This window comes from Chitinimonas naiadis, from assembly GCF_054780835.1.
Genome location: NZ_BAAGVO010000005.1, coordinates 252,120 through 270,889, shown reverse-complemented (window position 1 = coordinate 270,889; position 18,770 = coordinate 252,120). Strand labels below are relative to the sequence as shown.

The following is an 18,770-nucleotide window of genomic DNA, read 5'->3' as shown; positions in this document are numbered from 1 at the left end:
CTTGGTCAGGACGGCGATGGTAATGATGCGGCGCCCGCAAAACAAATCCTGCCGTGAGCCAGGGCCGGGCTCAGCTGGACGGACCGGCCAGTTCGGCCGGGTATAGCTCGCTCTTGCCATCGCGTGACATGGCGGTCCGGTTGCGGCCGGTATGCTTGGCCTGGTAGAGCGCGCGGTCGGCCGATTGCAACAGTTCGGTCGCCACCTGCTCGACCGGGAAACCATTCAACTCCTGCGGCAGCGAGGCACAGCCAAAGCTCATCGTTACCGGCACCCGGTCGCCATGCCAGCTGACGCTGGAGCATTCGATCAGCTTGCGCAGCCGGTCCGCCACTTCGGCGGCACTTTCGGTATCCGCCTCTGGTAGCAGAATGGCGAACTCCTCGCCACCGAGCCGTCCCACGGTATCCACCGCGCGGCGGTTGCCGTCGAGCAGCCGTGCCACATGGACCAGCACCGCGTCCCCGGCAGCGTGGCCCAGGGTGTCGTTGACGGCCTTGAAGTGATCGATGTCGGCCATGATGACCGACAGTGCCCGGCCACTGCGCTGGCTGCGCTTTGCCTCGGTCGCCAGCGCCGCCAGGAACTGGCGCCGATTCGGTATGCCGGTCAGCGAGTCGGTGGTGGCGAGCTTGCGCATCTCCGCCTCCACCTTCAGCAGCCGGGTGTGCTGCTCACCCAGCTTGGCATAGGCGCGGGCGTTGGCCACCGCTACCGCCACATGCGCGCTCAGGGTACGGAAGATCAGTTGCTCGCGCGGGCCATAGGCATGCTCGGTCGCCGACTGTATGGTCAGCACCCCCAGCAGCTCCTCACCCACCAGCAGCGGGCCGAACCAGGAGGCCAGCACCTGCTGGGTGCCGGGTATATGCGAGGCCCCAGGCTGGCCGGGCTGGTGCTCGACCAGGATCTCGCGCCGCTCACGGGCACAGCGCGCCGCGACCGAAGTCGGGCTGTCGAGTGGTACCCGCCGGTCCGGCATGGCCTCGCCGTTTTCCACCCCGCGCCGCAGCAGGTCCTTGCCATTGGGCTCCAGCAGTGACATCCCCACATAGGTTACCTGCATCAGTTTGCCCAGGTGCGACACCAGGGTCTGCAGCACGCTCGCAATATCCAGGTTGGCCGTGATGTCGCGGCCGATACGCCCGAGGTTCTCCAGCACCTGCATCGATGCTTCCAGCTCGCGGGTACGCGTCAGCTGGTTGTCGGCCAGCGTACGCTGATGCTCGGCCTCCATCCGCTGCTGTTCGGACTGGTGCCGCAATTCGAGCGCTACCAGCTGGTTGGCCACCCGCTTGTGCTCGGCCTTGTCGGCCTTGGCGTGGGCCTGGCGAGCGTAATCCAGTGCACGCGCCAGGTCGCCGTTCTGTTCGTAGGCCCGGGACAAGGATTGCAGCAGGGTCACGCTCTCGGAGTGCCCACCCATGCTGTTCATGACCTCGATGGCGCGCTCTAGGTGCGGCAGTGCGCTACGGCCCGGTTGCGGAAAGTTGCCGTCAATCTCGGCCAGCGCCTGCAAAGCATCGACCTGCCAGAACGGCAACTGATGTTGTTCGGTCAGTACCAGCCCCGCCTCGACCAGCTGGCGCGCGCGTTCGCCGTCGCCGAGCCCGGCGCAGGCACGTCCCGCCAATATCCGTGCATCGGCCACCACGGCATGGGCGCTGAGCTTGATGGCGATCTGCTCGGCCGTCAGCGCGTGCTGCAGCGCCTCTTCATAGCGGCCGGCGGCGAGCTTGACCTGGCTCAGATAGCAGTTGGCCGTGGCCATGCTGCGGGAATCCGGTACGGCCTTGAGCCAGTCCACCGCCTCGGTCAGCAGGCTGATGCTGCGCTCGGTCTGGCCGACGGCGTGGACCAGGTTGCCCAGCAGCGCCAGGGTTTCGCCCAGCGCAACCGGCCAGCCACTATGGCGCGCCAGCGCCAGCGTCTGCTCCACCCAGGGCAGCGCGCTTTCCTTGTCATCGAGATTGGCAAAGGCGGCGCTCAGCGTATTGCCGATCCGTATGCGCCAGTGCAGCATGCCTAGCCGCTCGGACAAGCCGATCAGGCGGGCGAGGTTTACCGCCGCATGGGCATACTGGCCGGCATTGAACTGATTGAAGGCCTCGGCCATGCCGAGTATGACCTGGGCCGGTTCGGCAAAGTCGGTATATTTTGCGCGCAGATCCTTGACACGCTGCGGGCCATTGGCCGGGTCCTGGTAGCTGCTGGCGTGTGTCGCCCAGGCTGCTGCAATCTGGCCACGGGTTAGGTCGCCTGCGCCTTCGTACCAGGCTGCGGCGGCTTCCGCCTCATGCAGGTTGGCCGCGCTGTCGCCGCGCGCGCTGGCCAGCAGGGCCGCCGCCATATGGCAGTCGCCTAGGCCCAGCGCATCATTCAGCGTCGTGAATACCTGCCTGGCGGTGTTGATCAGCTTGGCCGCCGAGTCAAAGCGGGTAAACAATACCTCGGCCTCCGCCCGCAAGAGGGCGATACGCGCGCGCAAGGACGCGTGTTCGGGGAGATCCTGTGCCAGCCGGGTCGAGGCTTCCGCCGCCAGCATCAAGGCCCGGCGCGTGTCGCGTTGGCGCAAATGCCAGGCCAGCGTCACCTGTCCCAGCGGCGTATAGCCGTCCTGGTCCGCAACGCGGGCCTCTAGCGATACCAGTTCGGCATCGTCGGCATATAAGTCTAGGTACATCGTTTCGGTACCCACGGGAGCGGTGGTGTGACGAACTGCTTCTCAGTAACTTTGCATACTGTTTCACAAAATGGCGTGCTCTGCTGCCAAATTTATATTGCGGCAAAGCAAGCAGGCGCTCGCTAGACCGTGCCTTGCCGCTGCAGCCCGCACCATGCTTGTCAACATAAAAGGCTGCCGGATAGGCAGCCTTTTATCTGTCGTGCCGGACAATCAATCCTGTCCGCAACACTTCTTGTACTTCTTGCCGCTGCCACAGGGGCAGGGATCGTTACGGCCCACCTTGGGCGACTCGCGCACGATGGGTGGGTGCTTGGGCGCATCCTCCAGCTCATCCTCATCGTCCTCATCCGGCTGGAAGCAAGCCCAGCGGCCGATTTCCGCCACGATATCGCGCGGGTAACCCCAGCCGTGGGCCAACTCGTCCTGCTGGCAACTGGCCCAGTCCCGCTCCAGCCGCTTCTGCGATTCGGCAGGCTCCAGAAACGCATCGTCGATCAGGCCGTCCTCGAACCACTCCGCCACGCGCGGGGCCATCTCGCTGGCACCGATCTCCTCCATGGTCACGACCAGTTCGGACAAGTAGTCGGTCTCGGTCCCTTGTTCCGGCTGCAACTTGTCGTCCACCATGCGTTCGGCTTCCCGCTCGCTCTCAGTCTGCAGCCAGGCAAGCAGGTCGGCACGCGGGTAGTCGCCTTCCAGCGTGCGCAAGGCCAATGCCCGAAGTGCGGCCGAACGGCTCCAGAAATAGGCGCCGCGGTCCGACGCCATGGCCTGCAGGGCTGCCTCGTTGCCAGGACAGGTGGCGGCCAGGGCGCGTGGCAGACCCTCGGTCAAGTGGTCACCCAGCAAGTTCTCCAGGGTTTCGCCATCAAGCCGGGCGATGCCCAGCAGCGGCGTAAACGCCCGCGTGTCGCGCAGCGTCGCCATCAGATGCATGGCGTACAGGTGCAGCATCCAGCCTTCGGCATCATCGGTGCGCTTTTGCGGCTCACTCGCGCAAGCTTGCAGCTCGGCCAGGAGGGCATCGCTGTAGGCGGCTGGCTGGTGCAGCACCGCCAGCAGGGCCAATTCCGGGAAGCGTTCCTGGAAACGGGCCAGGTCGGCTTCAACGGCGGCCCAATCCTGGGGCAGGTTGTTGCGCTGGAAGGAAGACAGCGGGGGGAGCGGGCGGGTCATCTGGGGAATCTTTCGTCAGGTACAGGCCTACGTGGCCAATACGGACCGTATTGTAGCCCGTGCCCGAGGCTGTCGCGAAAAGCCGGACCGGACGTACCGCTGTTCGGGCTGCCGCGCAAAGCCATCCCGGCTCATGGCACTATGCACCGCATGCTGCTCTCCACCCTACTTTCCCAACCCTCCTCGCCAGGCCGGTTCATAGGCTTCGCTCTGCTGCTGGCGATGGCGGCGGGTGGTGGCGCCACTGAGACGGTGCCTGCGCCGGCACCCGAGGCCCAGACCCGCGCACCACTGCAATTCACCGGCCTGCGTGATACCGAATGGCGCCGCTACCGGCAGATGGCCGAGGCCTTCACCGCCTACGACAGCTACCGCAAGCACGCCCCGACCGCGCCACTGGTGCTGGAGCTCGAACCGGTGGCCGAAGAAGCCATCCTGCAAGGTGTACGGCTGACCATCGTCAGCGACAACCTGCATATTCCCGTCCCGGTCGACAGCTGGGGGCGTTTCATCCTGCCCTTCAGCAAGGAGGCGCTGGACGAGGACGCCAGCGTGCTGATCAACCGCAAACAGGGCGAGATCAAATGGGGCGTCGCCATCCGTAGCGCCGACGTACCCTACAACGCCGTCCGCCTGGGCGATCTGCGCCTGGCCTGCCGCATCACCTGGGCCGTCGAACAGCTCGACACCCCTCTCGTCGTCCGGGAACGCATCGCCGCCGTCGGCGGCCTATGCGATTCCCCGCGCGCCCAACTCGCCCTGGCCCTGCCCGAGCCCGGCGCGAAGATCACCATGCTGCTGGGCCAGACCCGCACCGTGCTGCCACTGCGTTTCTACACCGGCTCGCAGGCAAGCTGGAAACCACCGGTCTACGACCGCGCCCTGCCGGACGACACCCTGTTCGAATTCGCCTCACCGGACCGTCCCCCCGTCATCCCCGCCGCATGCCAGGGCCGCCGCGCCAAGCACGGCCTGCATCCTGAGGACAACGACTGTTGAAGATGTTCTTGATGCACCGAATGCTGGAGCTTCAGCTCATCGCCCGGCTTATCCCCGCAAGGGGGAGGCCGAAGTAGTAAGCCACCTGAAGGTGGCAACGACTTCGCTCAGCCGGGCGCTAAGCTGCAGTTGATGCTCATACGCGCTTTGCTTTATCGAATCCGCTCCCCCCGAGCTCTGCACGCACAGGTTCTAGGTTCGCAAGCTCACCAAGAACTCTGGCAGCCTCGCCACCGCGAGGGCGCCTCGCTGACGCTCGACAGATGCAGGCTCAGCCGTTATCGAAGGTCCGCACACTGCATCTCCGCATGGTTTAGACCGGGGTAGCAAGCCTTATAAAGACGGCAACAGCCTCGTTTAGCCGAGGGCCAAGCACGCGGGCATCCCGCAGGCGTCGTGTTACTGAGAATGTTATGGGTTAGCGCTTTTGAACGGGGTGGCGAACGCCAACGCGTATTCAGAGGGCTGACGAGCGTCAGCGAGGTTCCCCGCCGGCGGGCGGGGCGGAGGGGTAGGGGTTAAATCAGGGAAGAGCCGCGGGCTCAGCCATCACCAATGGCAAGCGCCCGGGTTTCCCGGGCGCCAGCGCTGCACCTATCTACACGGTGCCGTCAGTAAAGGAGAGAGGCTCAAACCTTGTCGTACAGCTTGCCGCCACCCTTCATGAACTCGATGGATTTCACTTCCATCCCCTTCTGCAGCGCCTCGGTTTCGGCCAGACCCTGCTTCTCGGCAAAGTCACGCACATCCTGCGTGATCTTCATCGAGCAGAAGTGCGGGCCGCACATGGAACAGAAGTGCGCCACCTTGGCACCCTGCTGCGGCAGGGTCTCGTCGTGGTATTCGCGGGCGCGGTCCGGGTCCAGGCCCAGGTTGAACTGGTCTTCCCAGCGGAACTCGAAGCGGGCCTTGGACAAGGCGTTGTCGCGGATCTGCGCACCCGGGTGGCCCTTGGCCAGATCGGCCGCATGGGCGGCGATCTTGTAGGCCATGATGCCTTCCTTCACGTCGTCCTTGTTCGGCAGACCCAGATGCTCCTTCGGGGTCACATAGCAGAGCATGGCAGTGCCATACCAGCCGATCTGTGCCGCACCGATGGCCGAGGTGATGTGGTCGTAGCCCGGTGCGATATCGGTAGTCAGCGGCCCCAGCGTGTAGAACGGCGCCTCGTCGCACCAGTCCAGCTGCAGGTCCATGTTCTCCTTGATCAGCTGCATGGGCACGTGGCCCGGGCCCTCGATCATGGTCTGCACATCGTGCTTCCAGGCAACCTGGGTCAGTTCCCCCAGGGTCTTCAGCTCGCCCAGTTGCGCATCATCATTGGCATCCCAGCCGCTACCGGGGCGCAGGCCGTCGCCCAGGCTGAAGGACACGTCGTAGGCCTTCATGATCTCGCAGATATCCTCGAAATGCGTGTAGAGGAAGTTCTCCTTGTGATGCGCCAGGCACCACTTGGCCATGATGGAGCCACCGCGCGAGACGATGCCGGTCATGCGCTTGGCCGTCATCGGCACATAGCGCAGCAGCACGCCGGCGTGGATGGTGAAGTAGTCCACGCCCTGCTCCGCCTGTTCGATCAACGTGTCGCGGAACATCTCCCAGGTCAGCTCCTCGGCCTTGCCGTCGACTTTCTCCAATGCCTGGTAGATGGGCACGGTACCGATAGGCACCGGGCTATTGCGCAGGATCCACTCACGGGTCTCATGGATATGCTTGCCGGTACTGAGGTCCATGATGGTATCCGCACCCCAGCGCGTACCCCAGGTCATCTTCTCGACCTCTTCTTCGATGCTTGAGGTCACGGCCGAATTACCGATGTTGCCGTTGATCTTCACCATGAAATTGCGGCCGATGATCATCGGCTCGCTTTCCGGGTGGTTGATGTTGGCCGGGATGATGGCCCGACCGCGCGCCACTTCCTGGCGTACGAATTCGGGCGTGATGTCCTGCGGAATCGCGGCGCCGAAGCTCTGACCCGGGTGCTGGCGCGTCAGCAGGTCGACCATGCGGTCCGCGAGCTTGCCACCGGCAAGGCGCAGGGATTCGATGTATTCCTTGCGCTTGAGGTCCTCGCGCAGGGCGATGTACTCCATCTCCGGCGTGATGATGCCGCGCCGGGCATAGTGCATCTGGCTCACATTGGCGCCGGATTTTGCCCGCAACGGCTTGCGGGTCAGCTCGAAGCGCAGGCTGTCGAGCGACTTGTCGCCCTCGCGCGAGCGGCCGTAGTCACTGCTGAGTCCGTCTAGCTGCTCGGTATCGTTGCGTTCGGCAATCCAGTTGGCGCGCAGCGGTGCAAGGCCGTTGCGCACATCGATGCGAACATTCGGATCGGTGTACGGGCCGCTGGTGTCGTATACATAGATAGGCGGGTTCTTCTCGCCACCGAAGCTCGTGGGCGTATCGGTCTGGCTGATCTTGCGCATGGGTACGCGGATATCGGGCCGACTGCCCTCGACGTAGACCTTCTCCGAACTCGGAAATGGTTGGACCGAGGCTTCGTCTACATGGGCGGTTTGCGAGAGATGCTGGTGCGGCGCGTTCATCGTGCTTCCTTTGAACGGCGCAGGGGCGGTGTACGGATATCGGGACCGTGCGACGCTTCCCTACGCCGGTGTTAACCGGATCAGGTGCTGAGGGTTTTTCTCATCCCCTGCTACCTGATAGATAGCAAGCGGAACCCCTAGCGTCTGGCTGACCATGAAATCATGGTGAGCCGAAGTGCTGTGAAGCTAAGGCAAGTATGAAATAATTACAAGGATTTGATTCGATTGCCGACGCCGCCCTCGAGAGCGGCGATTTCGTCTGGAAAGGAAGTCCCCATGGATTGGGAAATAGCCCGTTTCAATATGGTAGAGCAGCAGATTCGTCCCTGGGACGTCCTGGACCTGACCGTGCTCGGCCTGTTGTCTGAAGTAAAACGCGAAGAATTCGTGCCCGCCGCCCGTCGCGACATGGCGCTGGTCGACATGGAAATCCCGCTGACCGCCAATGCCCGCATGTGGCATCCCAAGCAGGAAGCCCGTGCCGTGCAGGAAGTCGCCCTGACCGGCAAGGAACGCGTGCTTGAGATCGGCACCGGTTCCGGCTATCTCGCCGCGCTGCTCAGCAAGCTGTCCCAGCATGTCTACACGGTCGAAATCGACCCGATGCTGGCCAAGCAGGCGCAAGAGAACCTGGCCAAGGCCGGCATCCAGAACGTCACCGTGGAAACCGGCGACGCGGCCCTCGGCTGGAACGCCCACGCGCCCTACGACGTGATCGTCGCCACCGGCTCCTACCCGATTGCCCCGGAGTTCCTGTTCGAACAACTGGCCGAAGGCGGCCGCCTGTTCGCCATCGTCGGTGAAGAGCCTGCCATGAGCGCCACCCTCTTCGTCAAGCAGGGTGGCTCGGTCGTTGCCACCAAGCTGTTCGAAACCGTGGTCGCCCCCCTGGTCAACGCCCCGCAGCCAGAACGCTTCAGCTTCTAAGCAGCACACGCCGTAAATCGAAAAGCCCGGCATTGCTGTCGGGCTTTTTCTTTTCCTGAGCACTCGCGCCTAAGGATTGGTCGCTGTCTATTGGTTTAGCGGCTTACGCCGCCTATCCGTGCTTCGCACGGTTTGGAGCGGGAGTGCGTCCCGCGGCCGCCATACTTTCTTTTGTTTCGCCAAAATAAAGTAAGCAAAGAAAAGGCGACCCCGACAGCGCCGCCCGCTACGCGGGTCCCTTGCGCTTCTCACCCGTCTCGGCCGGAGAGCGAAACTCGCCGGCAAGCCGGCTCAGACAACGCTCCCCGGACAGCCCCGAGACGGGCTGCGATGCTCAGCGGCGCTCACGGGGACCCGGGCACTCCGTAGCTGGCAGACGCTCCGCTTTTGTAGGGTGGAAAAGCGCAGCGCCTTCCACCAAGAAGCTCCCTCGCGGCGGCGAGGGCGGGGGGAGTGGGTGATATCACGGGGCAAGCGCGTGTCTGAACATCAAGTGCCCGCAAACGCCCGGCTGTGCCGGGTGCTACCACTCAGTAATAGCTTGCTTCACCCTCAGGCCGAGTCTTAAAGCGCTTGTGTAGCCAGAAATACTGAGCCGGCTGCTTGAGCACATGCGCCTCCAGGATACGATTCATGCGCTCCGCATCCTGCAGCGGGTCCTCGCCGGGGAAGTCCCGCAAGGCCGGTTCGATCACCAGCGTATAGCCATCGGCCTCGCGCCGCGGATAGCAGGGCAGTACCGCCGCGCCGGACGCCTTCGACAAGCGGGACAGCGCGGTGATCGTCGCGGCCTTCACCCCGAAGAAATGGGCGAACACCGAATCGCGTGCACCAAAGTCCTGGTCGGGCAGATAGTAGAAGCGATAGCCCTGCTTCAGCGCCTTCAACGCCGGCCGCACGCCCGCCTGGCGCGACAGGATGATGCCGGTGTCAAAGCGCAGCCGCTTCTGCTCGACATAGGCGTCCAGCCCCTCGTCCTTCTGGCGCGAATAGATGCTGACCACCGGTGTTTCCAGGGAGATACGCAGGCCGGCCATATCGAGGCCGGTAAAGTGGCCGATGCACAGGATGACTGGTTTGCCCTCCAGTGCCTGCAGATGTTCGATGCCCTCGATGCGCATCAGCGAGGTGAAGCGCTCGCGTGAGGCAAACCAGCAGTAGCCGTACTCCAGCAGCATGCAGGCCAGCAACTTGAAATGCTCGCGCAGGATGGCCTCGCGTTCTGCTGCCGGCATGTCGGGAAAGCACAGTTGCAGATTGGTCTGGCCGATGCGGCGGCGGGAGCCCGCGACGCGATAGAGCAAGGCCCCCAGGGTCCGGCCCACGGATTCCAGCGCCGGGAATGGCAACCAGTGCATCAGCAACAAGGCTGCGGCGGTAAGCCGGGCGATCATGCCATGCCCTCTTCGGCGGTCGGTGCGCCGGTGGGGTGTTTGTAACGGTTGTAGCTCCACAGGTACTGGGCCGGGGCGAGTTGGATCATGGCTTCCACATTACGGTTCAGGGTTTCGGCATCGGCGCGCTTGTCGCCGGTAAAGGCACCTTGCATGGGGAACACGCGCACGACATAGCCGCGCCCCCAGGACAGACGCTCGGCAAAGAAGAACAACACCACCGCATCGGCCGATTCGGCCAGGCGCGGCAGCAGGGTCATGGTGTAGGCGGGCTTGTCGAAGAAATTCACCCAGATGCCTTCGCCGCCGCCCGGCGCCTGGTCCGGCAGGATCACCGTCGCCTCGCCGTTCTTCAGCGCCTTCATCAGCACCCGTACGCCCGCTCCGGTCGCCGGTGCGGTGCGGCCGTTGTCGCGCATGCGGCCGGCCTGCATCAGGGGTTCCAGCCAGCGCAGCTTGGGCGGGCGGTACATGGCCGTGAGCGGGTAGGGCAGCCGGCTGCTGACGTAGCGGCCGGCAATATCGAACCCGCCAAGATGCGGCGTGACAAACAGGATGGCGCGCTTGGCGGCGATCGCGGCCTCGGCATGTTCCCAGCCGTGGCACTCCTTCACCAGCCGGACGACGGCATCGGCCGGGCGGCCCCAGGCCGCCAGCAGCTCCAAAGCACCCTTGCCGTGCTGTCCAATGCTTTTACCAAGCAATCGGTTATAATCGTGCGGATAGGCTTGGCGCAGGTTGTCAAGCAGGCGCCGACGGTAACTGCCGTCCAGCCACCAAGCCAGCCAGCCCGTCAGTACGCCGATGGCGTGCAATATGACAAGCGGCCAGCAAGCCAGGAATTTCAGTAGTAAAGTCAGCATCTACATCATGTTCATTATGAATCCGCCTATTTTAGCGGGTTTGTTCACCCTGCCGCGCTAACTGCGGCACTGCGACAAGAGGAAAAATCCATGCGCGAGTTCCTGTTCTCCTCCGAATCGGTTTCGGAAGGCCACCCAGACAAGGTTGCCGACCAGATTTCCGATGCCATCCTCGACGCCATTCTGGAGCAGGACAAGCATGCCCGCGTGGCAGCCGAGACCCTGGTCAACACCGGTTTGTGCGTGCTGGCAGGCGAGATCACGACCCATGCCAACGTCGACTACATCCAGGTAGCCCGTGAAACGATCAAGAAGATCGGTTACGACAGCTCCGACCTGGGCTTCGACCACAAGGGCTGTGCCGTGCTGGTGGCCTACGACAAGCAGTCGCCGGACATCGCCCAGGGCGTGAACGAAGGCCAGGGTATCGATCTGGACCAGGGTGCTGGTGACCAGGGCCTGATGTTCGGTTACGCCTGTGACGAAACCCCGACCCTGATGCCGGCCGCCATCTACATGGCCCACCGCCTGGTGCAGCGTCAGAGCGAACTGCGCAAGGATGGCCGCCTGCCATGGCTGCGTCCGGACGCCAAGAGCCAGGTCACCCTGCGCTACGACGCCGATACCGGCCGTCCGATCGCCATCGACACCATCGTGCTGTCGACCCAGCATCACCCCGATATCGCCTACGAAGTCCTCAAGGAAGCCGTCATCGAGGACATCATCAAGCCGGTACTGCCGGCCGAACTGATCAAGGGCGACATCAAGTACTTCATCAACCCGACCGGTCGCTTCGTCATCGGCGGCCCGCAGGGCGATTCCGGCCTGACCGGCCGCAAGATCATCGTCGACACCTACGGCGGTGCCGCACCGCACGGTGGTGGCGCGTTCTCCGGCAAGGACCCGAGCAAGGTGGACCGTTCGGCCGCCTACATGGGCCGTTACATCGCCAAGAACATCGTGGCTGCCGGCATTGCCCGCCAGTGCCAGGTGCAGGTGGCCTACGCCATCGGTATCGCCAAGCCGGTTTCGATCATGGTCGACACCTGGGACACGGGCAAGATCAGCAACGACAAGATCGTCGAGCTGATCCAGCGTCACTTCGACCTGCGTCCCAAGGGCATCGTCCAGTCGCTGGACCTGCTGCGTCCCATCTACAGCAAGACCGCCGCTTACGGCCATTTCGGCCGTGAAGAGCCGGAATTCAGCTGGGAAGCGACCGACAAGGCCGACGCCCTGCGCGCCGACGCCGGTCTGTAAACGACCTGTCGTGACGTCCGGAAAAGCCGCCTGCGGGCGGCTTTTTTGCGTCCTGTCCCGGCAGGATGGCGACCGGCGGTCATGGCCGAATCGCCTTCACGCGTGCAAGCGCAATAACCTTGGTTATAATTGCAGCCTACCGGGGAGCGTTGCGAGGTCGTCCGATCCCAGGCCCGGTGTCTAAAACTGCGCTCACCTGACCAACCCCGTGCCGGGCACGGGATGCACAACAGGTGAGAACCGCATCCCGCATTACCCGGCCACATTGTTCAAAGGATGAACACCGTGGCTGAAACCAAAGACTACGTCATTGCCGATCTCTCCCTGGCCGATTGGGGCCGCAAGGAGATCCGTATTGCAGAAACCGAGATGCCTGGCCTGATGGCCATCCGTGAAGAGTTCGCCGCCAGCCAGCCGCTGAAGGGCGCACGTATCACCGGCTCGCTGCACATGACCATCCAGACCGCCGTACTGATCGAGACCCTGCAGGCGCTGGGCGCCCAGGTCCGCTGGGCCTCCTGCAACATCTTCTCGACCCAGGATCACGCCGCCGCTGCCATCGCCGCGACCGGCACCCCGGTCTTCGCCGTCAAGGGCGAATCGCTGGCCGACTACTGGGAATACACCCACCGCATCTTCGACTGGACCGACGGTGGCTACTCGAACATGATCCTCGACGACGGTGGCGATGCCACCGTGCTGTTGCACCTGGGCGCCCGCGCCGAGAAGGACCTGAGCGTGCTGGACAAGCCGGGCAGCGAAGAAGAGACCATCCTGTTCGCCGCCATCCGCGCCAAGCTCAAGACCGACCCGACCTGGTACTCGGTGCGCCTGGACAAGGTCCAGGGCGTGACCGAAGAAACCACCACCGGCGTGCATCGCCTGTACCAGATGCATCAGCGTGGCGAACTCAAGTTCCCGGCCATCAACGTCAACGACTCGGTCACCAAGTCCAAGTTCGACAACCTGTATGGCTGCCGCGAATCGCTGGTTGACGGCATCAAGCGCGCTACCGACGTCATGATCGCTGGCAAGGTCGCCGTCGTGGCCGGCTACGGCGACGTGGGCAAGGGCTCCGCCCAGGCCCTGCGCGCCCTGTCCGCCCAGGTCTGGGTGACCGAAGTCGACCCGATCTGCGCCCTGCAGGCCGCCATGGAAGGCTATCGTGTCGTGACGATGGATTACGCTGCCGACAAGGCCGACATCTTTGTCACCGCCACCGGCAACTACCACATCATCACCCATGACCACATGGCTCGCATGAAGGACCAGGCCATCGTCTGCAACATCGGCCACTTCGACAACGAAATCGAAGTCGCCGCGCTGGAAAAATACCAGTGGGAAGAAATCAAGCCCCAGGTCGATCACGTGATCTTCCCGGACGGCAAGCGCATCATCCTGCTGGCCAAGGGCCGTCTCGTGAACCTGGGTTGCGGTACTGGCCACCCCAGCTACGTGATGTCCTCCAGCTTCGCCAACCAGACCATCGCCCAGATCGAGCTGTTCACCCGCACCGCAGACTACCCGGTCGGCGTCTACACCTTGCCCAAGCATCTGGACGAGAAGGTCGCCCGCCTGCAGCTGAAGAAGCTCAACGTGCAACTGACCGAACTGACCGAAGCCCAGGCCGCCTATATCGGCGTGTCGAAGTCCGGTCCGTACAAGCCAGACCACTACCGCTATTGATCCGTAGGCGCTCGTTCAGGCTTCACGCTCAAACGCCCGGCTCTGCCGGGCGTTTTTGCTGTGGCCTACCCTTCGCGCCCCGGCTCCCGCGGGATCTGCCCGCTGTACCTATGATTCTGGTGCTCTTGTGCTACTAATCGCGTCCCCGGGGGCGACGTAGACTTGCTCTGCTTACCAGCACTTGTCAGTCCCACCCGCGGGACTGTTCCGATTGTCATCCGTCAGGGGATACGCCATGCAGCAAGCCATACCCACGCTCGATACCGCCCGCCTGCAACTGATCCCGCCAGACGAGTCGCACCTCGACGCCCTGCTGGCCTTCTATAGCGATCCCGAGTCGATGGCACACATCCGCGGCGGCCAGACCTTTGATCGTTCCGGCACCTGGTACAAGATCGCCACCCAGCTTGGGCATTGGCAGCTGCGTGGATATGGCTTCTGGTCGGTACGCGAAAAAGCCAGCGGCGCCATCATCGGCAATGCCGGCTTGCTGAATCCCGCTGACAACCCCGCCCTTGAGATCGGCTGGGGCATCAGCAAGGCCTATTGCGGCAAGGGCTATTCGCATGAATTCGCTGCCGCCATCCTGGCCTACGCCTTCGATATCGTCGGCGCGGACCGGGTCATGGCCCATATCGCGCCGGCCAACCTGGCGTCCCTCGCCGTCGCGCGCAAGCTGGGCATGGTGCTCGATGAAGCGATGTCGGACCACCAAGCCAGCATCCTGTTCGTGAACAAGCCGCAGGTCGCCGCATAAGCACATGCATATAATTCATTAACTGGCTTGGTTTGCGGTGCTAGCATTCATGTAATTCAAATCTAGCCTGCCGAGACTGCCGTGAGCCAAACCTTCAGCTTCGAGTTCTTCCCCCCCAAGACTGCCGAGGGCATCGAAAAGCTGCGCAATACCCGCCGGCAGCTGGCGCAGTTCAAGCCGGAATTCTTCTCCGTCACCTTCGGTGCCGGTGGCACGACCCAGGACGGAACCCTGGCCACGGTGCTGGAAATCCAGTCCGAAGGCTTCGATGCCGCCCCCCACCTGTCCTGTGTTGGCTCAACCCGTGCCAACGTCGCCAGCCTGCTGCAGACCTATCGCGACCATGGCATCCGTCGCATCGTCGCGCTGCGGGGCGATATCCCCAGCGGCATGGTCGAGTTCGGCGAGTTCCGCTACGCCAACGAGCTGGTCGAATTCATCCGCGCCGAGCATGGCGACTGGTTCCATATCGAAGTCGCCGCCTACCCGGAATACCACCCGCAGGCCCGCTCCGCCCACGACGACATCACCAACTTCGTGCGCAAGGCCCGCGCTGGCGCCGATTCGGCCATGACCCAGTACTTCTTCAACCCGGACGCCTACTTCGCCTTCGTCGACGAAGTCCGCGCCCGCGGCGTCGAGATCCCCATCGTGCCGGGCATCATGCCGATCAACAATTTCTCGCAACTGGCCCGCTTCTCGGACACCTGCGGCGCCGAAATCCCGCGCTGGCTGCGGCTCAAGCTGCAAAGCTACGGCGACGATACCGCCTCGATCAAGGCCCTGGGCCTCGACGTGATCACCGATCTTTGCCGCAAGTTGCTCGATGGCGGCGCGCCCGGCCTGCATTTCTATACACTGAACGCCGCCGGCAATGTCTCGACGATCTGGCAACGGCTCGGCCTGTAAGTATCGCGTTTCACGGGCACCGAACCGCCCGGTCTGGGTCGGATAGGAAGTGGTTGTTTTTGCACCGTTTGGCCGGTCAAGCATGCGCTTGGCCGGCAGGTGTTTATAATTGCACGCTTATTCCGGAATTCAGATCACTGCATGCTCAAGTATCTTGGCCTCGACAGGCCTTTTTTATTGCTCGCGCGCAAGCTGCTGTTCAGTGTCGTGCGCACCCATACCCTGTCCGATACCCCGCAGGCGCTGGGTCTCGACCCTAGCAAGCCGGTCTGCTACGTCCTGCAGCGCCGCTTCCTCAGCAACATCCTGGTCCTGGAGCGTGAAGTCCGCCGCGCCGGCCTCAATTCGCCGCTCGATGGCCTCAGTACCGACGGCGTGCGCGAAGATCGCGCCTTTTTCTTCACCACCCGGGCCGAAGCCTGGTTTGGCCGCAGCAACCCCACCGGCCAATCGCCGCGCCTCGAGCGCCTGGTCCAGGCCGTCCGCAACCGGCCGGACTTCGATGTCCAGCTGGTACCGGTCAACATCCTGTGGGGTCGCACGCCCGACAAGGAAAGCTCGATCTGGAAGCTGCTGTTCTCCGAGAGCTGGTCGCCGCGCGGCTCGCTGCGCCAACTGTTCACCATCCTGCTGCACGGCCGCAATACGCTGATCCGCTTCAGCCCGCCGCTGTCGCTGCGTGAACTGGTGAGCGACGCCGAAGACAACGAGCGCGCCCTGCGCAAGGTCGCCCGCGTGCTGCGCGTGCACTTCCGCCAGCAGCGCGAAATGGCCATCGGCCCCGACCTTTCGCACCGCCGCACCCAGGTCGAAGGCATCCTCGAGACCGAATCGGTCAAGGCCGCGATCGAGGCCCTGGCGCAGGAACAGGGCGGCGGCGCCAGCGCCACGCTGCGCGCGCAGGAAAAAGCCCGCAGCTACGCCTGGGAGATCGCCGCCGACTACAGCTACCCGGTCGTCCGCGTCTTCCACCGTTTCCTGACCTGGGTCTGGACCCGCCTCTACGACGGCGTCGAGCTCGGCAACTTCGACACGGTCACCAACGTCGCCCCCGACCATGAAATCGTCTACGTCCCCTGCCATCGCAGCCATATCGACTACCTGCTGCTGAGCTACATCGTCTACCAGCAAGGCTTGATGATTCCGCACATCGCAGCGGGTGCGAACCTGAACCTGCCCATCGTCGGTGGCATCCTGCGCCGTGGCGGCGCCTTCTTCCTGCGTCGCTCCTTCAAGGGCAACCCGCTGTACGGCGCGGTATTCAACGAATACCTGCACACCGTTATCTCCAAGGGCTTCCCGATCGAGTACTTCGTCGAAGGCGGCCGCAGCCGTACCGGCCGCCTGCTGCAGCCCCGCCCCGGCATGCTGGCCATGACGGTACAGAGCTACCTGCGCGATGCCAGCCGCCCCATCGTCTTCCTGCCGGTCTACATCGGCTACGAGAAACTGTTCGAGGGCCACAGCTACGTCGGCGAACTGATGGGCAAGCCCAAGCAGAAAGAATCGCTGTTCAGCCTGATCATGAGCGTGCGCGAGCTGAAGAAGAACTTCGGCAAGGTCCACGTCAACTTCGGCGAGCCGATCAAGCTGGCCGACGTACTGTCCGATGCCCACCCCGACTGGCGCGACGAACCCGCACTCGGCGAGGATCGCCCGGCCTGGTTCAGCCAGAGCATCAAGCAGCTGGGCCAGCGCATCGGCGACGGCATCAACAATGCCGCGGTCGCCAACCCGGTCAACCTCTTGAGCCTCGCGCTGCTGGCCACGCCACGCCACGCCATGGACGAAGATCAGCTGGTCGCCCAGCTCGACGGCTACCGCCGCCTGCTCAGCGCCGTACCCTATACCGATCGCGCCCAACTGACCGAACTCGACGGCCAGGGCATCGTCGCCCACTGCGAGAAGCTCAAGTTGATCCAGCGCCATCCGCACGCCCTGGGCGATGTGCTGCACTTCTACCCGGAGGACGCCGTACTCTGCAGCTACATGCGCAACAACGTGCTGCACTGCGTCGCCATTCCGGCGCTGATCGCCTGCCTGTTCTCGCGCAACGCCAGCCTGAGCCGCGAGCAACTGGCCAACCTGACCCGCACCGTCTACCCCTTCCTACGTGCCGAGCTGTTCCTGCGCTGGAAAGAAGACGAGCTCGCTGCTGCGCTCGACAGCTATCTCGCCGCCCTGGTCAGCATGGGCTGGCTGGCCGAGAGCCCAGGCCGCGAAGGCATCTACCACGCGCCCAATCTCAACAGCGACGAACACGCCCAGCTCATGCTGCTGGGCAATGCGGTCCGGCCGGCGCTGGTACGCTACTTCATCTCGCTGTCGGTGCTCACCCAGCAGGGCAGCGCCGCAGTCAGTACCGACGAACTCGAAGGCCTCTGCCACCTGCTGGCCCAGCGCATGTCGCTGCTGCGCGAGTTCAGCGCGCCGGAATTCTTCGACCGCGCGATCTTCCGCACCTTCATCTCCACGCTCAAGCTCAACGGCCTGGCGGCCGAAGACGACGCCGGGAAGCTCACCTTCAACGGCGCCCTGCGCGCCGCTGCGGCGGAATCCCGCTACGTGCTCTCGCCGGATGTCCGCCAGAGCGTGCTGCACCTCACCCGCATCGACCGCAGCACCATGGAACAAGCCCTCTCCCGCCTCGCGGCCAAGGGGAAGGCGTGACCGGGGCATAGTAGGACAAGAAAACGGGGCCTGAATGGCCCCGTTTTTTAATATGCGCTGCGCCGGATCATGGCATATATCCATACCCCGCATAGATCCGCTTCACCACCCCATGCTTGTTCAACTCCATCAACTGGCTGTTGAGCAGGTTGATATGCTCATCCGGCATACCCTTCTGGCAGGCCAGATACATCTCGGTCCGGTTGAACACCAGCACCGGCTCCAACTGGTCGATCTTCTGCTGCTTCAAACGATACTGGCCGATCAGCTTGCCGGTCGCCCAGAAATCGATCCGCCCGGCCAACACCTTCTTCGGGTTCACGTCGTCATTGGGCGCCACATCCACGATATAGCCCCGGGTCTGCAACCAGCTGACGATCGCATCGCCCTGATAGCTGCCGATGCGGGCGTTCTGCAACTGCTCCAGGCTCGCGGGGTGGGTGGCGGGCTTCTTGGCAAACAGCGCCCAGTCATTGGTCACCAGCGGCCCAACCCACTTGTATAGCGTCTCCCGCTCCGGCGTGCGCGACATCGAGAACACGCAGGTATTCACCTGGGTGCTGGCCATCTGGATGGCACGCGCCCACGGGAAGATCCCGATCTCATAGTCAAAATGCGCGGCCTGCATCAACTCGCGCACGATATCGGTCGATACCCCGGTCACCTCGCCCTTGTCGTTGCTCATGTTGTAGGGCGGGTACTCCTCGGTCACCAGCATCAACCGCTCGGCCAGCGCCGCGCCTTGCACCAGGCTGGTGAGCAACAGGATCAGCAGCACGCGCATGATGTACCCCCAGTCCGATCAACAATATATTCACTACCAATCTAGGCCACGGAATCCCCTGCCCGCCCGGCAGGGAGACGGGCGGCGGATACCACTTCCACCACCAAGCAAAA

12 protein-coding genes, 2 pseudogenes and 2 riboswitches are annotated in these 18,770 nt (G+C 63.6%); of the genes and pseudogenes, 7 read left to right on the top strand and 7 right to left on the bottom strand.

The window, feature by feature from the left end; all coding sequences use genetic code 11:
• Positions 1-70: 70 nt before the first annotated feature.
• The 3 genes and pseudogenes from ACYVHK_RS17175 to ACYVHK_RS17165 all read right to left on the bottom strand — a co-directional run.
• Entirely contained in the window at positions 71-2,683 is a 2,613-nt protein-coding gene (locus tag ACYVHK_RS17175; protein WP_460534585.1) for a diguanylate cyclase, read from the bottom strand.
• A 213-nt stretch (positions 2,684-2,896) separates the two neighbouring features.
• A pseudogene (locus tag ACYVHK_RS17170) lies at positions 2,897-2,980 on the bottom strand (SEC-C metal-binding domain-containing protein); the annotation flags it as partial.
• A gap of 69 nt (positions 2,981-3,049) precedes the next feature.
• Positions 3,050-3,862 (bottom strand): annotated as a pseudogene (locus ACYVHK_RS17165) (DUF1186 domain-containing protein); the annotation flags it as partial.
• A gap of 150 nt (positions 3,863-4,012) precedes the next feature.
• On the opposite strand from ACYVHK_RS17165, the gene ACYVHK_RS17160 reads away from it, so the two are divergent.
• Positions 4,013-4,861 carry a hypothetical protein gene (locus ACYVHK_RS17160; RefSeq protein WP_460534583.1) on the top strand — a complete coding sequence of 283 codons (849 nt, stop codon included), beginning with the start codon at positions 4,013-4,015 and terminating at the stop codon, positions 4,859-4,861.
• 629 nt (positions 4,862-5,490) lie between these two features.
• Here the strand turns inward: ACYVHK_RS17160 and thiC are convergent.
• Positions 5,491-7,407 carry a phosphomethylpyrimidine synthase ThiC gene (gene thiC / locus ACYVHK_RS17155; protein ID WP_460534581.1) on the bottom strand — a complete coding sequence of 639 codons (1,917 nt, stop codon included), beginning with the start codon at positions 7,405-7,407 and terminating at the stop codon, positions 5,491-5,493.
• A gap of 40 nt (positions 7,408-7,447) precedes the next feature.
• Positions 7,448-7,556: riboswitch (TPP riboswitch) on the bottom strand.
• A gap of 127 nt (positions 7,557-7,683) precedes the next feature.
• Between thiC and ACYVHK_RS17150 the strand changes: the two genes are divergently transcribed.
• Positions 7,684-8,334 carry a protein-L-isoaspartate O-methyltransferase family protein gene (locus ACYVHK_RS17150; protein WP_460534579.1) on the top strand — a complete coding sequence of 217 codons (651 nt, stop codon included), beginning with the start codon at positions 7,684-7,686 and terminating at the stop codon, positions 8,332-8,334.
• Positions 8,335-8,864: 530 nt separating this feature from the next.
• Here ACYVHK_RS17150 and ACYVHK_RS17145 read toward each other — a convergent pair.
• Together ACYVHK_RS17145 and ACYVHK_RS17140 are read right to left on the bottom strand one after the other, a co-directional pair.
• Positions 8,865-9,728 (bottom strand): lysophospholipid acyltransferase family protein, encoded by an 864-nt coding sequence (locus ACYVHK_RS17145; protein ID WP_460534577.1) that lies wholly within the window; start codon positions 9,726-9,728, stop codon positions 8,865-8,867.
• Positions 9,725-10,591 carry a lysophospholipid acyltransferase family protein gene (locus ACYVHK_RS17140; protein ID WP_460534575.1) on the bottom strand — a complete coding sequence of 289 codons (867 nt, stop codon included), beginning with the start codon at positions 10,589-10,591 and terminating at the stop codon, positions 9,725-9,727. The genes ACYVHK_RS17145 and ACYVHK_RS17140 overlap by 4 nt, the downstream gene beginning before the upstream one ends.
• 90 nt (positions 10,592-10,681) lie before the next feature.
• Between ACYVHK_RS17140 and metK the strand changes: the two genes are divergently transcribed.
• The 5 genes from metK (at position 10,682) to plsB (ending at position 17,873) form a co-directional block, all read left to right on the top strand.
• Positions 10,682-11,851, top strand: coding sequence for a methionine adenosyltransferase (metK, locus tag ACYVHK_RS17135; protein ID WP_460534573.1), 1,170 nt, complete (start codon positions 10,682-10,684; stop codon positions 11,849-11,851).
• A 135-nt stretch (positions 11,852-11,986) separates the two neighbouring features.
• A riboswitch (S-adenosyl-L-homocysteine riboswitch) is annotated at positions 11,987-12,052 on the top strand.
• Positions 12,053-12,127: 75 nt separating this feature from the next.
• Positions 12,128-13,537 (top strand): adenosylhomocysteinase, encoded by a 1,410-nt coding sequence (ahcY, locus tag ACYVHK_RS17130; protein ID WP_460534571.1) that lies wholly within the window; start codon positions 12,128-12,130, stop codon positions 13,535-13,537.
• A gap of 235 nt (positions 13,538-13,772) precedes the next feature.
• Positions 13,773-14,294 (top strand): GNAT family N-acetyltransferase, encoded by a 522-nt coding sequence (locus ACYVHK_RS17125; protein ID WP_460534569.1) that lies wholly within the window; start codon positions 13,773-13,775, stop codon positions 14,292-14,294.
• A gap of 81 nt (positions 14,295-14,375) precedes the next feature.
• A complete protein-coding gene (gene metF / locus ACYVHK_RS17120) occupies positions 14,376-15,203 on the top strand; it encodes a methylenetetrahydrofolate reductase (protein ID WP_460534567.1) in 828 nt (275 codons plus the stop codon).
• 141 nt (positions 15,204-15,344) lie between these two features.
• The gene (gene plsB, locus ACYVHK_RS17115; RefSeq protein ID WP_460534565.1) at positions 15,345-17,873 is read left to right on the top strand and encodes a glycerol-3-phosphate acyltransferase; all 2,529 of its coding nucleotides are present in this window, start codon (positions 15,345-15,347) and stop codon (positions 17,871-17,873) included.
• Positions 17,874-17,940: 67 nt separating this feature from the next.
• Here the strand turns inward: plsB and ACYVHK_RS17110 are convergent, their stop codons facing one another.
• Complete coding sequence (locus ACYVHK_RS17110; protein WP_460534563.1) at positions 17,941-18,657, bottom strand: substrate-binding periplasmic protein; 717 nt, start codon at positions 18,655-18,657, stop codon at positions 17,941-17,943.
• Positions 18,658-18,770: the final 113 nt, after the last annotated feature.

Bases quoted from the DNA above. Each gene is read 5' to 3' on its own strand.
- ACYVHK_RS17175 (WP_460534585.1), bottom strand. From the start codon at position 2,683: ATGTACCTAGACTTATATGCCGACGATGCCGAACTGGTATCGCTAGAG.
- ACYVHK_RS17160 (WP_460534583.1), top strand. From the start codon at position 4,013: ATGCTGCTCTCCACCCTACTTTCCCAACCCTCCTCGCCAGGCCGGTTC.
- thiC (WP_460534581.1), bottom strand. From the start codon at position 7,407: ATGAACGCGCCGCACCAGCATCTCTCGCAAACCGCCCATGTAGACGAA.
- ACYVHK_RS17150 (WP_460534579.1), top strand. From the start codon at position 7,684: ATGGATTGGGAAATAGCCCGTTTCAATATGGTAGAGCAGCAGATTCGT.
- ACYVHK_RS17145 (WP_460534577.1), bottom strand. From the start codon at position 9,728: ATGATCGCCCGGCTTACCGCCGCAGCCTTGTTGCTGATGCACTGGTTG.
- ACYVHK_RS17140 (WP_460534575.1), bottom strand. From the start codon at position 10,591: ATGCTGACTTTACTACTGAAATTCCTGGCTTGCTGGCCGCTTGTCATA.
- metK (WP_460534573.1), top strand. From the start codon at position 10,682: ATGCGCGAGTTCCTGTTCTCCTCCGAATCGGTTTCGGAAGGCCACCCA.
- ahcY (WP_460534571.1), top strand. From the start codon at position 12,128: ATGAACACCGTGGCTGAAACCAAAGACTACGTCATTGCCGATCTCTCC.
- ACYVHK_RS17125 (WP_460534569.1), top strand. From the start codon at position 13,773: ATGCAGCAAGCCATACCCACGCTCGATACCGCCCGCCTGCAACTGATC.
- plsB (WP_460534565.1), top strand. From the start codon at position 15,345: ATGCTCAAGTATCTTGGCCTCGACAGGCCTTTTTTATTGCTCGCGCGC.
- ACYVHK_RS17110 (WP_460534563.1), bottom strand. From the start codon at position 18,657: ATGCGCGTGCTGCTGATCCTGTTGCTCACCAGCCTGGTGCAAGGCGCG.